At 56.1% G+C, this 19,693-nt stretch carries 20 protein-coding genes; 17 read left to right on the top strand and 3 right to left on the bottom strand.

All coding sequences use genetic code 11. The features are described from left to right. The first annotated feature begins 23 nt into the window (after positions 1-23). The 17 genes from def (at position 24) to secG (ending at position 16,372) form a co-directional block, all read left to right on the top strand. On the top strand, positions 24-524 hold the full coding sequence (def, locus tag R0V12_RS01060) for a peptide deformylase (RefSeq protein ID WP_320072689.1): 501 nt from the start codon (positions 24-26) through the stop codon (positions 522-524). Next, entirely contained in the window at positions 524-1,456 is a 933-nt protein-coding gene (gene fmt / locus R0V12_RS01055; RefSeq protein WP_070477064.1) for a methionyl-tRNA formyltransferase, read from the top strand. Before def ends, fmt begins: the two co-directional genes overlap by 1 nt. Continuing rightward, complete coding sequence (locus R0V12_RS01050; protein ID WP_070477065.1) at positions 1,453-2,907, top strand: RsmB/NOP family class I SAM-dependent RNA methyltransferase; 1,455 nt, start codon at positions 1,453-1,455, stop codon at positions 2,905-2,907. Before fmt ends, R0V12_RS01050 begins: the two co-directional genes overlap by 4 nt. 4 nt (positions 2,908-2,911) lie before the next feature. Further along, positions 2,912-3,577 carry a ribulose-phosphate 3-epimerase gene (gene rpe / locus R0V12_RS01045; RefSeq protein ID WP_070362413.1) on the top strand — a complete coding sequence of 222 codons (666 nt, stop codon included), beginning with the start codon at positions 2,912-2,914 and terminating at the stop codon, positions 3,575-3,577. After that, on the top strand, positions 3,577-4,539 hold the full coding sequence (ribD, locus tag R0V12_RS01040; protein WP_143000882.1) for a bifunctional diaminohydroxyphosphoribosylaminopyrimidine deaminase/5-amino-6-(5-phosphoribosylamino)uracil reductase RibD: 963 nt from the start codon (positions 3,577-3,579) through the stop codon (positions 4,537-4,539). The genes rpe and ribD overlap by 1 nt, the downstream gene beginning before the upstream one ends. Continuing rightward, complete coding sequence (locus R0V12_RS01035; protein WP_070362415.1) at positions 4,539-5,126, top strand: riboflavin synthase; 588 nt, start codon at positions 4,539-4,541, stop codon at positions 5,124-5,126. The genes ribD and R0V12_RS01035 overlap by 1 nt, the downstream gene beginning before the upstream one ends. An 11-nt stretch (positions 5,127-5,137) precedes the next feature. Then, a complete protein-coding gene (locus R0V12_RS01030; RefSeq protein WP_320072688.1) occupies positions 5,138-6,406 on the top strand; it encodes a bifunctional 3,4-dihydroxy-2-butanone-4-phosphate synthase/GTP cyclohydrolase II in 1,269 nt (422 codons plus the stop codon). Then, positions 6,407-6,895, top strand: a complete 489-nt coding sequence (gene ribH, locus R0V12_RS01025) for a 6,7-dimethyl-8-ribityllumazine synthase (RefSeq protein ID WP_320072687.1) — start codon at positions 6,407-6,409, stop codon at positions 6,893-6,895. A 45-nt stretch (positions 6,896-6,940) separates the two neighbouring features. Further along, positions 6,941-7,474: a PH domain-containing protein gene (locus tag R0V12_RS01020; protein WP_252930861.1), complete on the top strand. Its 534-nt coding sequence runs from the start codon at positions 6,941-6,943 to the stop codon at positions 7,472-7,474. A gap of 15 nt (positions 7,475-7,489) precedes the next feature. After that, a complete protein-coding gene (uvrC, locus tag R0V12_RS01015) occupies positions 7,490-9,565 on the top strand; it encodes an excinuclease ABC subunit UvrC (RefSeq protein WP_256008153.1) in 2,076 nt (691 codons plus the stop codon). A gap of 13 nt (positions 9,566-9,578) precedes the next feature. Then, complete coding sequence (gene rapZ / locus R0V12_RS01010; protein WP_070477070.1) at positions 9,579-10,469, top strand: RNase adapter RapZ; 891 nt, start codon at positions 9,579-9,581, stop codon at positions 10,467-10,469. A 37-nt stretch (positions 10,470-10,506) separates the two neighbouring features. Then, the gene (locus R0V12_RS01005) at positions 10,507-11,475 is read left to right on the top strand and encodes a gluconeogenesis factor YvcK family protein (RefSeq protein WP_070976866.1); all 969 of its coding nucleotides are present in this window, start codon (positions 10,507-10,509) and stop codon (positions 11,473-11,475) included. Positions 11,476-11,522: 47 nt separating this feature from the next. Then, a complete protein-coding gene (gene whiA / locus R0V12_RS01000) occupies positions 11,523-12,497 on the top strand; it encodes a DNA-binding protein WhiA (protein WP_070362421.1) in 975 nt (324 codons plus the stop codon). A 381-nt stretch (positions 12,498-12,878) separates the two neighbouring features. Then, positions 12,879-13,892 (top strand): type I glyceraldehyde-3-phosphate dehydrogenase, encoded by a 1,014-nt coding sequence (gap, locus tag R0V12_RS00995; protein ID WP_070976869.1) that lies wholly within the window; start codon positions 12,879-12,881, stop codon positions 13,890-13,892. 105 nt (positions 13,893-13,997) lie between these two features. Further along, positions 13,998-15,215 (top strand): phosphoglycerate kinase, encoded by a 1,218-nt coding sequence (locus R0V12_RS00990; RefSeq protein WP_070362423.1) that lies wholly within the window; start codon positions 13,998-14,000, stop codon positions 15,213-15,215. Between the two features lie 24 nt (positions 15,216-15,239). Beyond that, positions 15,240-16,022 (top strand): triose-phosphate isomerase, encoded by a 783-nt coding sequence (gene tpiA, locus R0V12_RS00985; RefSeq protein WP_070976872.1) that lies wholly within the window; start codon positions 15,240-15,242, stop codon positions 16,020-16,022. 113 nt (positions 16,023-16,135) lie between these two features. Next, positions 16,136-16,372, top strand: a complete 237-nt coding sequence (gene secG / locus R0V12_RS00980; RefSeq protein WP_070362425.1) for a preprotein translocase subunit SecG — start codon at positions 16,136-16,138, stop codon at positions 16,370-16,372. Between the two features lie 79 nt (positions 16,373-16,451). Here the strand turns inward: secG and pgl are convergent, their stop codons facing one another. The 3 genes from pgl to zwf are packed head-to-tail and all read right to left on the bottom strand — an operon-like array spanning position 16,452 to position 19,691. Next, positions 16,452-17,180 (bottom strand): 6-phosphogluconolactonase, encoded by a 729-nt coding sequence (pgl, locus tag R0V12_RS00975; protein ID WP_320072686.1) that lies wholly within the window; start codon positions 17,178-17,180, stop codon positions 16,452-16,454. 25 nt (positions 17,181-17,205) lie between these two features. After that, complete coding sequence (locus tag R0V12_RS00970) at positions 17,206-18,120, bottom strand: glucose-6-phosphate dehydrogenase assembly protein OpcA (RefSeq protein ID WP_320072685.1); 915 nt, start codon at positions 18,118-18,120, stop codon at positions 17,206-17,208. Between the two features lie 32 nt (positions 18,121-18,152). After that, positions 18,153-19,691 (bottom strand): glucose-6-phosphate dehydrogenase, encoded by a 1,539-nt coding sequence (gene zwf / locus R0V12_RS00965; RefSeq protein WP_070362428.1) that lies wholly within the window; start codon positions 19,689-19,691, stop codon positions 18,153-18,155. Between the last annotated feature and the right edge of the window lie 2 nt (positions 19,692-19,693).

The following is a 19,693-nucleotide window of genomic DNA, read 5'->3' as shown; positions in this document are numbered from 1 at the left end:
AGAGGTGGGTAGACTATCGATCCATGACAGTTCGCAGGCTTCGATTGCTCGGGGATCCTGTGCTCAATGAAGTAGCTCAAGAGGTTACTGAGTTTGGCGCTCGGATTCGCACGCTGGTCAATGACATGTTCGACACAATGGATAACGCAGGTGGTGTTGGCTTGGCTGCAAATCAGATTGGCCACAGCCAGAGGGTGTTCGTCTTCGATTGCCAGGGGCTTCGGGGACACATTGTGAACCCGTCGTGGTCGCCGCTTTCTGGGGATAGTCAGCTGGGTACTGAAGGGTGTCTGTCCATTCCCGGTGTTAGGGCCGATGTGGAGCGATATTGCTCCGTAGTCTGCAACGGTGTCGACGCAGAGGGACATCCGTTGTCGATCCTGGGAACAGGACTCCTCGCGCGGTGCATTCAGCACGAGACTGACCACCTTGACGGCGTTGTGTTCTTGGAGCGTCTGTCTGCGGAAGAAAAGAAACAAGCTATGTCACAAGTTCGAACATCAACGTGGTGGAAGGAACGGTAATGCGTATTGTGTTTGCTGGGACGCCAGAACCTGCAGTCGTGGCGCTGGAGGCGTTGCTTCATTCAGAGCATGAAGTAGTTGCGGTGCTCACGCGCCCTGACGCGCCGAAGGGGAGGGGGCGGACGCTTCACCCGTCGCCCGTTAAGAAAGTTGCGCTTGAGCATGGCATTGAAGTACTTGAGCCGAAGACATTGCGTGGTAATGCAGAAATCGTTGAACGTCTACGTGCGATTGCTCCAGATGCGATTCCCGTAGTAGCGTACGGCAACCTTGTTCCACCTGAGCTGCTCGACTTGCCTCAGCACGGGTGGGTGAACCTCCACTTCTCGCTTCTGCCTGAGCTCCGGGGAGCAGCTCCAGTCCAGGCTGCAATCTTGTCGGGATTGACGACGACCGGTGCCACGACATTCCGCATCGATGAGGGACTCGATACAGGTCCAGTTCTGGCTACGTTTGAGGAAGCGATTTTGCCTACCGATACCGCGGACGATCTCTTGACCAGGCTTGCGTACGAGGGTGCTGACTTGCTTGTTGCCACGATGGATGGTCTCGCCAGTGGCAGCATAGTACCGGAACCACAGCCCGTGGATGGCACATATGCCCCGAAAATTCAGAGCAAGGATGCTCGGATTCAGTGGGATTGTGACGCCGAAGTAGTTGATCGTACGATCCGCGCATACACGCCAGGACCTGGTGCGTGGACAATGCTCGGTGAGCAGCGTGTCAAAATCGGGCCGGTGTCGATCGGTGACTCGGATACGCTTGGCGCGGGCGAAGTGGCCGTCGAAAAGAATCGGGTGCGAGTTGGGACTGGGACAGTCGATGTGATCTTGCAAGAGATACAACCGCCTGGGAAGAAGCGTATGGCTGCAGATGCGTGGGGGCGCGGGCTCGCAACCGAGACTATTGAGGCAGGGGTGAAATTTGTATGAGCGGAGGGTTCCGATCCCGGTCTGCGGGGCGTCGTAAGCCTGCGACAGTAAGCAAGAAGACGGCGAAGGTTGCACAAAAGCGAACCAACCAGCAAGCGCCAAAGGTTGATATTGGTGACCCTGCTCGTGAGGCAGCGTGGTCGACGCTGATGCGCGTCGACATAGACGGGGCGTTCGCGAACTTGGTCTTGCCAGGAATACTCCGTGAACACAAGGTGCGCGGCAAGGATGCTGCATTTGCCACGGAGCTGACGTATGGAGCACTGCGATCGCTCGGAGTGATTGATGCAGTTCTTCAGGAGTGCTCGAGCCGCGCTATTGCTGATCTCGATGCTGAGGTACGCGCAGCTCTGCGATTAGGCGCTTACCAGTTGCTGTACACCAGAGTCGGGCAGCATGCCGCGGTTGATACTTCTGTGCGCTTGGTTATCGGCGCTGGGAAACAGGGCGCGAAAGGTTTTGTTAATGCGGTGCTGCGAACGATGAGTCGGCAACCCTCGAAGCACTGGATAGACACCTGCAAGCCCAATGAGCCACTGGAGCGCATCGCGTTCGAGCACGCGCATCCTGTTTGGATTGCTCGTTCTTTTGCAACGGCGTTAGGGGTTGAAGCAGATGATCCGGAGCTGGCCGAGGCCCTCGAAGCTGACTCGGAGCGTCCCATCGTGCATCTTGTCGCACGGCCCGGCGAGATCTCCGCGGAGGAGTTGGCACTCATCACTGGTGGCGACATTGGCAAGTACTCCCCGTATGCCGTGTATTTGCCTGAGGGGAACCCAGGTGAGCTGCAGCCGGTACGTGATGGTTTCGCAGCGGTACAAGACGAAGGCTCTCAGTTGATAGCACGGGCACTTGTCCAAGCGACCGTCGCTGACGACCAGGGACGCTGGTTGGACCTCTGCGCAGGCCCGGGTGGCAAGGCTGCATTCATCGGTTCCTTGGCGGCAATTGATGGTGCACGCGTTGATGCAGTCGAGGTTGCGCCTCACCGTGCGGAGCTTGTGCAGAAGGCGACGAAAGGTTTGCCGGTCAGTGTTCGCACAGGGGACGCGACAACCATTGAGCTCGAGTCTGGATACGACCGAGTGCTTGTCGACGCCCCCTGTTCCGGCCTCGGATCGTTGAGGCGTCGGCCTGAAGCACGCTGGACGAAGCACGAGTCAGATATCGCTTCGCTCACCCAGCTACAGCTCAAGCTGCTCAACATAGCCATTACTGCGACAAAACCTGGTGGCGTAATCGTGTACTCGACATGTTCGCCAGATATTCGGGAGACCAGAGGCATCGTTGACGCTGTGCTGGCCACAGGCGAAGTCGAGGAGTGCGATGCACAGCAACTTGTTGCGCCAATGGAAAACGTCGGTCCACATCGTAGTGTGCAGATGTGGCCACACCGCCACGGAACTGACGCAATGTTCTTCGCAGTTCTTCGCAAGAAAACACTAGGGTAGAGGCATGATTTATATTGCGCCGTCCATCCTCGCCGCGAACTATGCAGCTCTCGGCGAAGATGTTGAGAAAGTTCCGAACGCCGACATGCTCCACGTAGACATCATGGACGGTCATTTTGTGCCGAACCTTTCTTTTGGTCCGGATGTGACCAAAGCAGTCAACGGGGTGACCGACCAGTTTCTCGACATGCACCTCATGATCGAGGAACCTGAGCAGTGGTTCGAGACCTATGCCAACGCTGGTGGTGATCGAATGATTTTCCACGTCGAGGCAACGAATGACCACGTCGCTGCTGCGAAGCAGTGCCGTGAATTAGGCGTGCAGGCGGGATTTGCTATTAAACCGGGCACACCAATCGAGCCATACCTCGACGATCTTGAGCATTTCGAGGAAGTGCTCGTGATGAGTGTGGAGCCCGGTTTTGGCGGACAGAAGTTCATGCCGGAAGTGCTCTCGAAGGTGTTTACCCTGCGTGACCACATTCGCGCTGCTGGCTTGTCCACGGTAATTGGGATCGATGGTGGCATCGCCAACTCCACAATTGCTCAGGCGGCCGAGGCCGGTGTGGACGCCTTCGTGGCTGGATCCGCAGTATTCGGCGCAGATAATCCCGCTGAAGCAGTAGATACGCTGCGTCGGATGGCAAAGGAAGCGGCTGGCGTCGCGTGATCGAAGCAGCTATCGCAGCAGGGGATGCAGTCCGCGGGACTACGAGTCCCAATCCACCAGTTGGATGTGCGTTGTATAGCCCAGACGGAGTTCTAGTCGCTACCGGTGCGACGGCCCCCGTCGGCGGGCCACATGCGGAGGTTCAAGCACTTCGTAAGGCAGGAGCTCGTGCAGAAGGCGCTACAGCCGTTGTCACGTTGGAGCCGTGTAACCACACTGGACGAACTGGCCCGTGCACAGAGGCACTGATTTCTGCGGGTGTTGCCAAGGTTGTGTATCTCACGGCTGACCCGAATCCTCTCGCTACAGGCGGTGCTCAGCGGCTTGAAGCCGCGGGTATCGACGTCCGCTTCGAGCCTTACCGCGTTGAAGCCCTTCAGCCTTGGATTTCCTCCATACGCCACAATCGGGTCAGCGTGACCGCGAAGTTTGCGATGACGTTGGATGGGTTCACCGCAGCGATTGACGGCTCCAGCAAGTGGATTACCGGACCTGAGGCGCGCCAGTTCGTGCACCGTGACCGCGCTCAACGCGACGCCATCATCGTTGGGACCGGAACCGCGATCACTGACAATCCTTCGCTCACCGCGCGTAGACCGGATGGAAGCCTGTATCCGCACCAGCCTCGCCGCGTTGTAATCGGCACGAGAGAAGTGCCCGAAGGAAACTTACGCGAGCTAGGCTTTTTGCAGTATCCGACCCCTGAGGCAGCATGCGCAGAACTTTGGGAACTTGGCTGCCGTGACGTACTTGTTGAGGGTGGAGCGAATCTCCTCAGCAGCTTCTTTACCCGCGGTGTTGTCGACCGGGTGCAAGCATATATTGCGCCAAAACTGCTAGGCCAAGGTCGCTCGGTGCTGGACGCTGCACTGGCGCGTACGATAGGCGACGCATTCGAATTTAAGATCTGCGACGTGCACCAACTTGGCGAGGACGTATTGATAGAAATGGAGACTGCATAGTGTTTACAGGACTGGTTGAGGAAGTTGGTTCGGTGGCGTCAATCGAGCCACTCGACGACGCAGTTCGGATCCGTATCGGCGCAGAGACCGTACTTGCAGGAGTGGAACTTGGAGACTCGATTGCTGTCGACGGGGTGTGTCTCACAGTAGTTGAGGCCACAGAAAATTCTTTTACTGCAGACGTCATGCTTGAAACTTTGCGTCGTTCCCGTATCGGTGAATACAAGGAAGCAACCCTGGTCAATCTTGAGCGCGCACTAGCAGTGGGAGACCGACTTGGTGGTCACATTGTGCAGGGGCACGTCGATGCAGTGGCGACACTTCAACATCGCTCGCCTGGTGAGCACTGGGACGTACTGCGGTTTTCGCTCCCTGAAAAAGTACGAAAGTACGTGGTGGAAAAGGGCTCTATCACGATCAGCGGGATCTCGTTGACCGTCTCTGCAGTAGGAGATGGTTGGTTTGAAGTTTCGCTCATCCCTGCGACCCTACAGGCGACAACCGCAGGCTCATGGAAATCAGGTGATTCGGTCAACATCGAAGTCGATATCATTGCCAAATACGTTGAGAACATGGTGAGGCACTAACATTGGGTTCCATGAATGCTCCTCAGGACTCCGTTGGACGTAATTCGCAGCTAGACACCGTCGAAGATGCAGTAGCAGCTATTGCTCGCGGTGAAGCAGTCGTTGTTGTTGACAACGAGGATAGGGAGAACGAGGGGGACCTCATCTTCGCCGCCGAGTTCGCAACCCCAGAGCTCGTAGCGTTTATGGTGCGATACACCTCCGGATACATTTGCGTCCCGCTCGAGGACGAGCGTGCGGATGAGCTCCAACTGCCGCCCATGGTTGCTCATAATGAGGACGCCCGCGGCACCGCGTACACGGTCACTGTCGATGCAGCGACAGGATCGACAGGTATTTCCGCAACATCGAGAGCTGAGACTATTCGACGCCTCGTCGATACGAAGTACGGGCCGCACGACTTCACTCGTCCGGGCCATATCGTGCCTCTGCGCGCACGCAAGGGAGGGGTGCTCACGCGGGATGGACATACCGAGGCCTCAATCGATCTCGCGCGCTTGGCAGGACTTACTCCGTGCGGTGTGCTCTGCGAAATTGTGTCCGAGGAGGATCCGACGGATATGGCGCGGTTTGATGAACTGCGCAAGTTTAGTGATCAGCATGGTCTCAAGATGATCTCCATCGAGCAGCTTATTGCGTATCGACGTCGCCACGAGATGTCAGTCGAACGCACGGTAGAAACCACACTTCCAACAGAGTTCGGGACGTTTTCCGCGTACGGCTATCGGAATCGCATTGATGGTTCCGAGCACATAGCGTTGGTGGTTGGGGACGTCGCGAACTGTGACGATGTACTTGTGCGGGTTCACTCCGAGTGCTTAACGGGGGATGCCTTTGCGTCGAAGCGGTGTGACTGTGGTCCGCAGCTCCATGAGTCCATGCGCCGGATTCAGGAAAAGGGTTGTGGTGTGCTCGTGTATGTTCGCGGGCACGAGGGGCGCGGTATCGGACTCCTCGCCAAGCTCGAGGCCTATCGCCTGCAAGACCAGGGCCTTGACACCGTTGATGCCAACCTTGAGCAGGGGCTGCCCGTCGATGCCCGCGAGTATTCGGTTGCCGGACAGATTTTGAAAGACCTTGGTATCATTTCGTTTACACTGTTATCCAATAATCCGGAAAAGGTGGAAGCGCTCAGCGGCTTCGGTCCGATCGTGAAAGAGCGGGCTCGAATCGAAATTGTGCCTACTCACGAGAACATCCGGTATTTACGAACCAAGCAGTTGCGCATGGGGCATGATCTCCCGTTGGCTGCTTCGTGGACTGAGCAGGAGGACGATTAGATGGCAAGTGTCGGTGCACCTGATGCGCAGACGATAAGTGGCGAGGGCTATACAGTCGCCATTGTTTCGACACTGTGGAACCAGAAAATCGTGGAGCGTCTCCGGGACCGGGCGATCTCGACTGCCCGAGAAATGGGTGCTAAGTATGTGGAATTTACCGTCGCTGGCGCGTTAGAATTGCCGGTTGTGGTGCAGGCCTGTGCTCAGCGTTACGACGCTGTCGTAGCGCTAGGGTGCGTAATTCGAGGTGAGACGGCGCACTTTGAGTACGTTTGTGACTCGGTGACCGCAGGGTTGACCCGCATCGCACTCGACGAATCAACGCCCGTCGGAAACGGAGTACTCACCGTCGAAGAAGAAGACCAGGCCTACGAGCGTGCTGGTGGAGAGGACGCGAAGGAAGACAAGGGCGCGGAAGCCGTGCAGGCAGCAATCGGTGCCCTCATCGAGCTTGAAAAAGTCCGAGCGACCCCGAAGAAACATTCATAACTGAAAGAACGTAGCGTGTGCTACGGCAGCGAGGAGTAAAGAGTAGTGAGCGAAGAACAGTCGGTTGCACGCAAGATTGATGAAGCGGAGCTTGCATACCTCAACGCACTAGACCCACACGCTTCGATCTCGACTAAGCCGTGGGAGCTGACGATTCGGTCCCCATTTCTGAAGAAAGTCGCAGCTGTATGCATTCTTGTGCTGATGGCCGTGCACATCTTCATGGCCGCCGTCGTTGACGTGGAATTTTCGGGCCTCACAATTACGTGGCTCGACAAGTTTGCTTTCGTTGGAGTCGGTATCATCCTCTCGATTCTGACCTGGCTCGTGTTGACGCGGCCGTGCGTCCAGGTCAATGAGGATGGTGTCGAGGTAGCCAACATTATCGGGACGCGATTTTACCCCTGGCTAGTTATCTACGGGCTTTCGTTCCCAAAGGGCGCCCGAATGGCCAGGCTAGAGCTTCCGGACTTTGAGTACGTTCCACTGTGGGCGATTCAGGCTGCAGATAAAGAGCTAGCGTTGCAGGCAGTTGCGGAGTTCCGCGAGCTCGAAGCTAAGTACATGCCGTCAGAATAGGGAGCGCGGAGCGTTTTGGCTGATCCCACTTCCTACCGTCCGGCTCCAGGGACGATCCCCACCGACCCAGGTGTTTATAAGTTTCGCGACCCTCATGGTCGCGTCGTCTACGTCGGTAAGGCGAAGAACCTGCGAGCTCGACTCAGCAACTATTTCCAGCCACCGGCGCAGCTCCATCCGCGAACGCGCCAGATGGTATTTACCGCCAGCTCCGTGGAGTGGACGGTTGTAGCGAGCGAAGTTGAGGCGCTGCAGCTTGAGTACACGTGGATCAAGAAATTCGATCCCTGGTTCAACGTCATGTACCGGGATGACAAGACGTATCCCATGCTCGCTGTGAGCGTGAAAGAGCGCTACCCCCGGGCATTCTTCTACCGGGGGCCGAAACGAAAAGGTGTCCGCTACTTTGGGCCGTTCTCGCACGCGTGGGCCGTACGCGAAACGCTTGATCTATTGACGAGAGTGTTTCCGATTCGTACCTGTTCGAACGGTGTGTTTAATCGACATGAGTCGCTCGGGAGACCATGCCTGTTGGGCTACATCGATAAGTGTTCGGCACCGTGCGTACAACGTGTTGATCAACAGGAATATGACGAGATTGTTGCCGGGTTCCTCTCGTTTATGGGCGGACGAACAGAGCACGTTGTCAGATCCCTCAAGCAGCAAATGGCTACTGCGGCAGAACAACTCGAGTTTGAAAAGGCAGCGCGTCTTCGCGATGACCTTGGCGCACTGGACAAAGTGATGGAGCGCCAAGCCGTAGTGCTCAGCAGTGATACGGATGCTGACATCATTGCTATGGACAGCGATGAGCTGGAAGCAGCTGTGCAAATCTTTAACGTTCGTGGTGGTCGCATTCGTGCCCAGCGAGGCTGGGTCGTTGAGAAGACCGGCGACGAACCCGGCAGTTTGGACCGGTTAGAAGAGGGGGAAAAGGACCCTGCAGTTCCCACACTGATGCAGGACTTTCTGGTTCAGTACTACTCAGATGCCGTTGAGCGTGACGCCCAGGAGCGAAAAGAAGACCTGCAAATTACAGAGCAATTCCGACGAAGGGGCGTCGATAAGCAATCGCATCGCGAAGCGGTGCCGAGTATTCCGGTGCCGCGTGAAATCCTTGTTGCGGAACTTCCAGAAGAGTTGGCCGACGTCTCTACGCTATTGACACAGCTTCGAGGTGCGCAGGTTGACATCCGCGTGCCGCAACGTGGCGACAAAGCGGCGTTGCTGGAGACAGTCCACCGCAATGCCGCTGAAGCACTCCATCAGCACAAGCTGAAACGCGTAGGCGATCTCACTGCCCGTTCACAGGCATTGCAGGATATTCAGTCGGCGCTTGGCATGGATGAAGCTCCGTTACGAATTGAGTGCACCGACATTTCTCATATTCAGGGCACAGACGTTGTGGCGTCGCTGGTCGTGTTTGAAGATGGTCTGCCGAAGAAGAACGATTACCGGCGATACCAAATCAAAGAAGCAGCCGGCGATGGGCGCTCCGATGATGTTGGGTCGATAGCTGAGGTCACTCGACGGAGGTTTAAGCGCTACCACGAGGACAAACTCGCCAATCCCGACGAAGAAGTAAGCAAGATGATGTTTGCGGAGGAGGCGAGTGAGGTTGCTTCCACTGGCAATCAACGATTTGCCTATCCACCACAACTGTTTATCGTCGACGGCGGAAAACCACAGGTAAACGCAGCACAGGCAGTATTCGATGAGCTTGGCATCGTGGATGTGCAGCTCATCGGGCTGGCAAAGCGACTGGAAGAGATCTGGGTTGCCGATGACGATGAACCAATCATTTTGCCCAGAAACTGCGAGGGTATGTACCTGCTGCAACAGATACGAGACGAGGCTCACCGCTTCGCGATCACCTATCACAGACAGCAGCGTTCGAAACGGATGAGAGCATCAGTACTGGACAACGTACCGGGGCTGGGGCCTGCTCGGCGAAAAGAACTGGTGAAGCATTTCGGCAGTGTCAAACAGATTCGCAAGGCTTCGCTTGAGCAATTGCAGGAGGTAGCGGGGGTCGGGCCGAAGTTGGCAGAGACGATTTACGAGCACCTACACAAGGACATCGAAGCCTAGCTAGTATGGGCCTATGACTTCGCCTTTATTACCTGCATCCGAATCTCGTCGCCCTGTGATAATCACCGGGCTTTCTGGTGGTGGTTTGTCGACTGCCGCGAAAGTTTTTGAAGATAAGGGATACTTCGTTTCCCAGAATCTGCCTCCGCAGCTCATTCTCGATCTTGTCGAGATGTCAACTGCGGACGATTCCCCCGTTGACCATCTTGCTGTAGTCACTGATGTACGTGCCAGGATGTTCAATGGCTCGTTAATGGAGACGATTGAGGCGATTGAGGCAAAAGGCCTATCTCCGTTCATCTTATTTCTCGACGCCCGCGATGAAGTCCTTATCCGCCGATTCGACAGTGTGCGACGTACGCACCCGTTGCAGGGCAATGACACGCTGAAAGAGGGGATCGAACGGGAGCGAAAGGAGATCGCCCCGGTTCGGGAGCGTGCAGATCTCATTATTGATACGACACACCTCTCAGTTCACGACCTGCGTCGGTCGATTGAGGCCTCTGTTGGCGACCTCTCTGCACCGAAACAGCACGTCACCGTGGAGTCGTTTGGGTTTAAACACGGGACCCCTCGTGATGCGGATTTAGTGTTGGACGTACGGTTTTTGCCAAATCCGTTTTGGATCCCCGAGCTTCGGGAGTTTCGAGGTATCGATGCACCAGTCGCAGACTATGTTCTGTCGCAGCCTGGAGCGAAGGCATTCGTCGATAACTTCTTGACAATGCTGAAGGATATGCTCAAGGGCTACCGTCATGAAGGTAAGGACTTTATCACTGTTGGGATCGGCTGTACTGGCGGGCACCACCGGTCAGTCGCAATTTCGGAGGAGATTGTACGCAGGCTTCGGGAGTCCGATGACGTGGACGTCAACGTCTTGCACCGTGACTTGGAACGCAACTAGCTGCTCTTTATCGTTGGAAAGAAGCACTGATTAAATTATGGGACCTGCATTTACTTGCCTTGGGGGAGGGCACGGTTTATACCAAACACTATTGGCGGCGCGGGCGGCTGAGGCTCGAGCCATCCACGCCGTGGTAACAGTTGCTGACGACGGAGGCTCATCCGGTCGGCTACGCCGTGAGATGGATATCATTCCGCCTGGTGACCTGCGGATGGCGCTCTCAGCCCTGACCGCGGATGACGAAGATGGCGCTCTGTGGAGAGATACATTACAACACCGATTTGGCGGAAATGGAGCGATGGCAGGGCACGCAGTTGGCAATCTGCTCCTTGCCGGACTAAGCGAGGAACTCGGCGATATTCAGCAAGCGTTGGACGTCATCGGCTCATGGACAGGCGCACAGGGCAGGGTTGTTCCTATGAGTCCTATGCCTCTCGACATTGAGGCCGATGTCGCGGGGTTAGACGACGACCCCCGTGTTTTGCGTTCTGTTCGCGGTCAAGTTGCCGTTGCCACCACACCCGGAACTGTGCGACGCGTCCGCCTTTTGCCCCACAATCCTCCCGCAACCGACGAAGCAGTGCAGGCGATCATGGACGCAGAAGTGGTGACAATCGGGCCTGGATCGTGGTTTTCGTCGGTGATTCCGCATCTACTCGTTCCGGACATTGTCCGCGCGTTGAATGAGACGTCCGCGTTGGTAGTTGTAGTGCTGAATCTTTCTCCGGAGGCAGGAGAGACACCGGGATTTAGCACGGAACGCCATATTCATGTCTTCGAGCAGCACGCTCCGAACCTGCATGTTGATGTGTTCCTGGCTGATAACTCAATTAGCCCGACGGAGGGCGAACGCGTTCATCTCGGGCGAGCCGCGGATCGCGTGGGTGCAACTGTATTGTTCCGAGATATTCATGAAGTTGATGATCAGTACCGCAACACAAACCGGCATGATCCACGCAAGCTTGCACATGAGCTGCTATCTCTCGTTCGTGATTTTCACGCATAACGTGCGCTACACTAATCCACCGATGTTTTTGTAGAAAGGATCACTCGGTGTCGCTGACCGCCAAAACCAAAGAAGAGCTGCTTCGAACTCCAATAGGAGCGAAGTCTGCCGCGGCCGCCGAGGCATCCGCGTTAGTTCGGTTTGCAGGAAAACTTGACGCCTCAATCCACGGGGTAACTATGATTGCGGATTTCGCGGAAGAGGCGGTGGCACGTCGCTTAATCCTGATTCTTGAAACTCTTTTCATGAGCTCACCAAAGTTCGCCGTGGTTTCACCTGGCTCGGCGACAAAGGAAACGAAATACGAAGTACGTCTAGATACTGGTGTTGAAGCGCTGTATCGGCGTCTAAATCTTCGGACGCAGTCTGGTCATCTCGTGGTAGGTATGCCCCCGCAAATCGTTTCGGGAGAAATTGCTGAAGTTGAAGCCGCGTGGCGGGGTGCGTTCCTCGCTAGGGGAGCGCTCACAGAGCCGGGCCGAACTGCCGCTTTAGAGGTCGAGTGCCCATGCGAGGAGGCTGGGCTTGCCCTAGTGGGGTTAGCGCGTCGTCTTGGGTGCCACATCAGAATGCGGGAGACTCGCGGTGTTGAGCGTGTACATGTCCGTGATGCGGAGACGATAGGGGTGCTTCTCAGTCGAATGGGTGCGCCTCTTGCTCGCCTGGAGTGGGACGCAAAACTTCGGGAGAAGCAAGCGCAGATGCGTGGCGGTCAACGGTTGGCAACTTTTGACGACGCCAACACCCGCAGAAGCGTACATGCTGCGACGGTCGCCGCTCAGCGTGTGGAACGTGCGATGGAGATCCTCGGCGACGATGTGCCTGAGCATCTCGCCGAAGCCGGATACCTGCGTGTTGAGCACCGGCAAGCCTCGCTTGAAGAACTTGGCCGGTTGGCTGACCCACAGATGACGAAGGATGCGGTCGCTGGGCGAATTCGTCGGCTGTTGTCCCTTGCTGACAAGCGGGCTGCTGAGCTCGGTATAGCGAACACTCGCGGTAAAGACACGAAGGCAACATAGAGCGTTCTGGGGCGCTCCCAGACCGCCCTGTGTGCAACATCACAATTCCGGGGGATAGCGCACAAGCAGCTTCGCCAGATACGCCCCGCGGGGGTAAAAGAGATTACCTTTGTCGTTGTTTGAGTCGCATTAGGTGTGGCTTTGGCGGTAAACAGACATTCATGCTTGTTGAAATTATGAGACGATACCCCCGGTTTCGCCGTCTCTTTGGTGATGCACCTTTAGGGCGTCTCTTGCGGCATCGTGGCCATGCACATGTTGAAATCTCTCGCTAAACTGATGAGCAACGGGCTGAACCAAGGAGCTCACCGAGAACGGAAAGAGATTGGTACCGGCCCATCAGCAAGTCTCAACAATTTCCGACATAGAGGAGTAAAGACTGTGACTATTCGTATTGGCATTAATGGCTTTGGTCGTATCGGCCGCTCGGCATTCCGCATCATCCTGGATCAGTACTCGAGCGACCTTGAGGTCGTGAAGATTAATGACCTGACCGACAACAAGACTTTGGCCCACCTTGTCAAGTACGACACAGCGTATGGCCAGCTCGGCCGCGACGTTGAGTACGACGAGTCCTCCATCACCGTTGATGGTCACCGCATCGAGGTTACCGAAGAGAAGGACCCATCCAAGCTCGCATGGGGCGACGCAAACGTCGACATCGTCCTTGACTGCACCGGCCGCTTCACCGATGGCAATGACGCAAAGGCTCACATCGAGGCTGGCGCTAAGAAGGTCATCATCTCCGCACCGGGTAAGAACGTCGATGGCACCTACGTCTGGGGCGTCAACCACACCGACTACAGCAATGATCAGCAGATTATCTCCGCTGCATCTTGCACCACGAACTCCCTTGCACCAGTCGCGAAGATTCTGGAAGAGCAGTTCGGCATCAAGTCCGGTCTGATGACCACCATTCACGCTTACACTGGCGACCAGCGCATTCAGGACGCACCTCACAAGGACCTGCGTCGTGCCCGTGCAGCAGCTCAGAACATCGTCCCAACCACGACGGGTGCTGCTAAGGCAGTTGCCCTGGTTCTGCCTGCACTTGAGGGCAAGCTGGATGGCTTCGCAATGCGCGTGCCAACGATCACCGGTTCCGCAACCGACCTGACCGTCGAGCTGAACAAGGACGTCACCGTTGATGAGGTGAACGCAGCAATCAAGAAGGCTGCTCAGGACCCAGAGTTTGGCAAGGCGCTTGAGTACACCGAGGATCCAATCGTTTCCTCCGACATCATCGGCAACACCCATGGTTCCATCTTCGATGCTGGGATGACCCGCGTCATCGACGGCAACCTGGTCAAGCTGATTGCTTGGTACGACAACGAGTGGTCCTACACCTCTCAGTTCGTCCGCATGACGAAGCACGTCGCGGATAACTTGGCATAAGACCTAGAACGGCCCGGGTGTGCAGTACGCACACTTCGGGCCATTTCTTTCGCTACTGTTTGAAAAGAAAACTACTGCAAACAACAGTCAACTGAGGAGAGTCCCATGACAATGAAAACGCTGCAACAGCTTCTGGATGAAGGCGTCGAAGATCGCCACATCCTGGTCCGTTCTGACTTCAACGTTCCGCTTGATGAGGACGGCAATATTACCGATGCTGGTCGTATCGACGCATCACTGCCAACTTTGAAGGCGCTCTTGGAAGGTGGCGCGAAAGTCATTGTCATGGCTCACCTCGGCCGCCCAAAGGGGGAAGTGAACCCTAAGTTCTCCTTGAAGCCAGTGGCTGAAGCCCTAAGTGAGCGCCTAGGTCAGTTCGTAGCGCTCGCCGGTGATGTTTCTGGTGAGGATGCACATGAGCGGGCAAATGGGCTTACCGGTGGCGAGATTCTGCTTCTCGAGAATGTACGCTTTGACCCACGCGAGACCTCGAAGGACGAGGCTGAGCGCACTGAGTTCGCAGCTGAGCTTGTAGCACTAGCTGCGGACAACGGCGCGTTTGTTTCTGACGGTTTCGGTGTAGTACACCGCGCACAAACCTCCGTCTACGATGTTGCTAAGAAGCTTCCTGCCTACGCTGGTTACCTCGTCGAGAAGGAAGTCAAGACTCTGAGCAAGGTGAAGGATGCTCCAGATCATCCATACGTTGTTGTGCTTGGCGGTTCGAAGGTTTCCGACAAGTTGGGAGTCATCGAGGCACTTGCGGCGAAGGCTGACAAGGTAATTATCGGTGGCGGCATGTGCTACACCTTCCTGGCTGCACAGGGCTACAACGTTCAAAACTCTTTGTTGCAGGAAGACATGATTGAGACCTGCAAGGACCTCATCGGCCGTTTCGGCGACAAGCTGCTATTGCCTGAGGACCTGATCGCAGCGTCTGAGTTTGCAAAGGATGCAGAGAAGCAGACCGTCGCGGCCGACGCTATTCCGGAAGGCTGGATGTCTCTCGACATTGGCCCGAAGACTGCCGCGCGTTATGGTGAGGCGCTGAAGAGCTCGAAGACCGTGTTCTGGAACGGGCCAATGGGCGTCTTCGAGTTTCCAGCGTTCGCCTCTGGCACAAAAGCCGTTGCTGAAGCAATGATCGCTGCTACGAAGGACAACGGGTCCTTCACGGTGGTCGGTGGCGGCGATTCCGCAGCATCTGTTCGCATTCTGGGCCTCGATGAGGCTGGGTTCTCCCACATCTCTACGGGCGGTGGCGCATCGCTCGAGCTGATCGAGGGCAAAGAGCTGCCCGGCGTTGCTGTACTTGGACAGTAGTCGTTGTTGAAAAGGAGTATGAATATGTCTCGCAAACCACTGATTGCTGGTAACTGGAAGATGAACCACGACCATCTCGAAGCAATCGCTTCGGCCCAGAAACTCGCGTTCGCTTTCCCGAAGGACGGCTATGAGTTCGTGGACGTTGCATTGACCGTGCCGTTTACCGACCTTCGTTCTATCCAGACTCTCGTTGAAGGCGACAAGCTGCAGATCACATATGGTGCACAGGACGTGTCAGCGCACGATGCTGGTGCCTACACTGGTGAAGTTTCGGCCACAATGCTGGAGAAGCTTGGCTGCACGTGGGTAGTTGTCGGCCACTCAGAACGCCGTGAGTACCACGGTGAGGACGATGAGCTAGTTTCCCGCAAGGCAAAGAAGGCACTTGAGCACGGCATGAACCCAATCGTGTGTGTCGGTGAGCCGCTAGACATTCGCGAACAAGGCACCCATGTCGACTACGTCGTAGAGCAGACGAAGAAATCCCTGGACGGTTTGAGCAACGAGGAGTTGGAGAAGACCGTCATTGCATATGAGCCGGTATGGGCTATCGGCACTGGCAAGGTTGCCTCTGCCTCCGATGCGCAGGAAGTGTGCCAGGCTATTCGCGGCCTGATCCGTGACTTGGCCGGTGATGCGGTTGCTGATGGCATCCGTATTTTGTACGGCGGATCCGTAAAGACGGAAACTGTCGGTGAGATCATCGCTCAGCCTGATGTTGACGGTGGTCTGGTCGGAGGTGCGTCTCTTGACGGCCAGGATTTCGCGAAATTGGCTGCTGCGGCTGCCCAGGCAGTACAGTAGATTTGCAAGATATGTCGCTCGGACCAGAGCGCGTCGAATAACACCATTCGGTGACTTCGTGTAGTCTGGTCCGAGTTACATCAATGTAGGTTTTATAGTGAGGATTTACCACCATGACGTTGGCTCTTGAGATCGTGCTCGTAATCGCTGCGGTCTTGATGACAGTGTTCGTGCTGCTTCACAAAGGCAAGGGAGGCGGGCTTTCGAGCCTGTTCGGTGGTGGCGTGCAGGCTAACCTGTCCGGCTCCACTATCGTGGAGAAGAACCTCGACCGTTACACGGTTATCATTACGCTCATCTGGCTTGTATGCATCGTGGGCCTGAATCTAATTCAGACTTTTGCTGCCTAGCCGCTAGCAAAAGGCCCGCCTGGAGCAATAAGCTTCCGGCGGGCCTTTTCGTTGGTCAAAAATCCGAATCTGCGGGAATCTAACGTGGTGCCGCGTCTTCGGTGACCCACAAGATCGTTTCTTCCTTGCCGACAGCACCGGCCGCTGGCCAGTCAAGATACTCTGCCCGGTTTGCAACTGCGGACGCAGCTTCTGCCTTCTCTGCACCAGAAACAAGAAGCCAGACCTTTTGTGCTTTCCAAACAGCAGGTAGTGTCAACGAAACACGTTCCGCAGGTGGTTTTGGCGAATCCGTCACAGCAACAACCAGAGCGGCGTCCTCTCTCACAGCAGGCGTATGTGGGAATAGCGAATTAATGTGGCCTTCACCGCCCATTCCCAGTAGGTGGAGGTCGAACCCCTCAGGCGCCTCAACTTTCAGGTGCGCTTCATAACGAGTGACAGCGGGCTCCATCGTCCTTCCGTCCAACCCATACCCGAAAATGTTTCCTTCTGGGATATTGATATGATCGAGCAACGCTGCCCGGGCCTGGCCTTCATTCGAATCAGGATGGCTGACGGCTACGTTGCGCTCGTCGCCAAAGAATAGCTTCACCCTGGACCAGTCGATATCTGATGAAACAAGCGATTCAAGGAACCGGATTCCGGCTGTTCCGCCAGTAAGCACAACACGTGCGGTTCCGTCGCCGTTTACGCCACCGGTAGGGGAGCTGTGGATCTCTGAAATCAACGTTTGGAATGCGGAGGTGGAGACGTCGATAAGCTGTTCGAGATTTGTAAAGGTGTTGGTCTTGACTGTATTGGACATCCGTCGACCCTCTTTCGGTGCGAAGTTAAGGGAGGTTATGTAACAAAGCCCGAGCATACATGGCGTCAGGATCGAGGTGGCGTAGCTCCTCAGCGAGGCATTCTGCGTCCGAGCGAGCACTCAGTGCAACAAACGCATCAGGGTATCCCGGTACGGAAACTCGCACGGTGTGCTCATCAACAATTTGTACCTGCACAGAGCCTTGTTCGCAGTCCAGCGATAGGTGTTGGATTGGGGAGCCAGGAATGGCGTCGGCGTCTGCTACGTTTTGCACAGTTACCTCAACGCCAAAGCAGGCATTGAGCCAAGAGGCTGCGATTTGTACGCTTGGATGCTCGGTAATACCGCTGAGCAAGATCCGGCGTGGTTGCTGTTTATAGCGGTCGAAAGCTGAGGCGACAACGCCGCGCCATGGCGTGATTTTAGACCACATCATGTCCGAATCACCTGGGACGTACGCCTTAGCCAGCTGCTCTATGCATTCTGCCCCCATAGTGCGCCACGCATTCGTGATTCTGCGGTGCGCGATATTACCCAGCTCTGCTTCTGCAGGAACATCTGGCACAGTTGTGGGCCACCAAGCAACGATAGGGGTATCGGGCAGCAACAGCGGGGTGACCACCGCGTCAAGATGCTGGGTAAGTTCACCGTGGAGAGTCATGACAACCATCTCAGAGGCGCCAGCGTCCGCCGCGACGATTACCTCTGCATCCATCCAGGTTTGCTCGCTCTGGCAGTCGAGCAACAAGACGAGAACTCGAGCCGGGTGCTCCATGGTCGCGTTCCGGACCGTCTCCAGAATAGAATCGACATCATCCTCGGCATGTGCAGCGACCAAGAGTGTGAGCACGCGCCCAGTCGCCAACGAGTAATTTTCACGAGCCTCTAGGAGCGCTGTGGACACATCGCGGGTGGTCGTGTCGGGAAGAGTGACAATCAAGGATTAAGCCTCACGTTCGTTGTTTGCACACATTATGGACGACGCCATTGGCGGCCGTCCTTGGCCAGCATCGCGTCTGCTGATGCGGGCCCCCAAGTGCCCGCACGATATTCATCTGGATGTCCGTGCGACTCCCAGTAGTTGAGAATTGGATCGAGGATTTCCCAGCTCCGCTCGACTTCCGCATTGGTTGGAAACAAGCTAGATTCGTCGAGTAGTGCATCGAGGATGAGCCGCTCGTATGCTTCGGGAGACTGTTCCGTAAATGCCTCCGCGTACGAGAAATCCATGTTGACATCCCTAACTTCAAATGCAGTTCCAGGCACCTTGGAACCAAAGCGCATCAGCACGCCTTCGTCCGGCTGCACGCGGATAACGACTGCATTGTTCGTAAGTAGTTTTGTCTGATCGTCTTCGAACGGCTGGTACGGAGGACGCTTAAAGACCAGGGCAATCTCAGTCACTCGACGCCCGAGGCGCTTACCAGTGCGAAGGTAGAAAGGAACACCTGCCCAGCGACGCGAGTTTATCTCTAACGTACAGGCCGCATAGGTTTCGGTTGCAGAGTTGGGGTCAAACCCGGACTCCTCCCGGAGCCCGATTACGCGTTCAGAACCTTGCCAGCCCGCTACGTATTGGCCGCGTGCGGTCGTCTCATCGAACGGCTCGACGGGAGTCGTAGCGCGGAGGACCTTGAGTTTCTCCGCACGAAGACGCCCCGGGGAGAACGACGTCGGCTCCTCCATAGCGATCAAGGCGAGCAGCTGAATCAGGTGGTTTTGGATGACGTCTCGTGCTGCACCAATACCGTCGTAATAGCCTGCGCGGCCGCCGAGCCCAATATCTTCAGCCATCGTGATTTGTACGTGGTCGATGTAGTGCGAATTCCACACTGGTTCAAACATCTGGTTTGCGAAACGCAGAGCCATAATGTTCTGCACGGTTTCTTTGCCGAGATAGTGATCGATTCGGAATACGGATCGCTCAGGGAACACTGAATTCACTACTCGGTTTAGCTCTTTGGCGGATTCCAGATCATGCCCGAATGGCTTCTCGATGATCACTCGGCGCCAGCCGTGATCTTGAGGCTGTGCCATTCCACTGCGGTCCAGCTGGTGGACAACGCTCGAAAAGTGCTCGGGCGGCACAGAAAGGTAAAAGGCCCAGTTTCCGTTCGTCCCCCGTGTTTCATCGGTCGAGCGCAGTGTATTGGCTAGGGCGTCGAACGCGGCGTCGTCATTAAACGAGCCCGAGACGAACTGCATACCTTCTGCGAGCCGGTCCCAAACGTTCGTATTAAACGCGGTGCGGGAAGATGCTTCAACGGCTTCACGCACATAGTCCTCAAAATCTTGTTTAGACCAGTTTCGACGCCCAAACCCGACGAGAGCAAAGCCCGGTGGGAGGAGACCCCGGTTCGCGAGGTCGTAAATTGCCGGCAGGAGCTTTTTCCGAGCTAGATCTCCAGTTACACCGAAGATCACCATCCCAGACGGACCCGCAATGCGGGGAAGCCGCTTATCCTCGGGGGACCGAAGCGGGTTCACCCAATGCGTGCTCTCGTCACTCACAT

The sequence above is a fragment of the Corynebacterium sp. UMB2355A genome (genome assembly GCF_033877495.1).
Taxonomy (GTDB): Bacteria; Actinomycetota; Actinomycetes; order Mycobacteriales; family Mycobacteriaceae; genus Corynebacterium; species Corynebacterium pseudogenitalium.
This window is presented reverse-complemented; position numbering and strand designations above follow the sequence as displayed.

Bases quoted from the DNA above. Each gene is read 5' to 3' on its own strand.
- def (WP_320072689.1), top strand. From the start codon at position 24: ATGACAGTTCGCAGGCTTCGATTGCTCGGGGATCCTGTGCTCAATGAA.
- fmt (WP_070477064.1), top strand. From the start codon at position 524: ATGCGTATTGTGTTTGCTGGGACGCCAGAACCTGCAGTCGTGGCGCTG.
- R0V12_RS01050 (WP_070477065.1), top strand. From the start codon at position 1,453: ATGAGCGGAGGGTTCCGATCCCGGTCTGCGGGGCGTCGTAAGCCTGCG.
- rpe (WP_070362413.1), top strand. From the start codon at position 2,912: ATGATTTATATTGCGCCGTCCATCCTCGCCGCGAACTATGCAGCTCTC.
- R0V12_RS01030 (WP_320072688.1), top strand. From the start codon at position 5,138: ATGAATGCTCCTCAGGACTCCGTTGGACGTAATTCGCAGCTAGACACC.
- ribH (WP_320072687.1), top strand. From the start codon at position 6,407: ATGGCAAGTGTCGGTGCACCTGATGCGCAGACGATAAGTGGCGAGGGC.
- rapZ (WP_070477070.1), top strand. From the start codon at position 9,579: ATGACTTCGCCTTTATTACCTGCATCCGAATCTCGTCGCCCTGTGATA.
- R0V12_RS01005 (WP_070976866.1), top strand. From the start codon at position 10,507: ATGGGACCTGCATTTACTTGCCTTGGGGGAGGGCACGGTTTATACCAA.
- R0V12_RS00990 (WP_070362423.1), top strand. From the start codon at position 13,998: ATGACAATGAAAACGCTGCAACAGCTTCTGGATGAAGGCGTCGAAGAT.
- tpiA (WP_070976872.1), top strand. From the start codon at position 15,240: ATGTCTCGCAAACCACTGATTGCTGGTAACTGGAAGATGAACCACGAC.
- secG (WP_070362425.1), top strand. From the start codon at position 16,136: ATGACGTTGGCTCTTGAGATCGTGCTCGTAATCGCTGCGGTCTTGATG.
- pgl (WP_320072686.1), bottom strand. From the start codon at position 17,180: ATGTCCAATACAGTCAAGACCAACACCTTTACAAATCTCGAACAGCTT.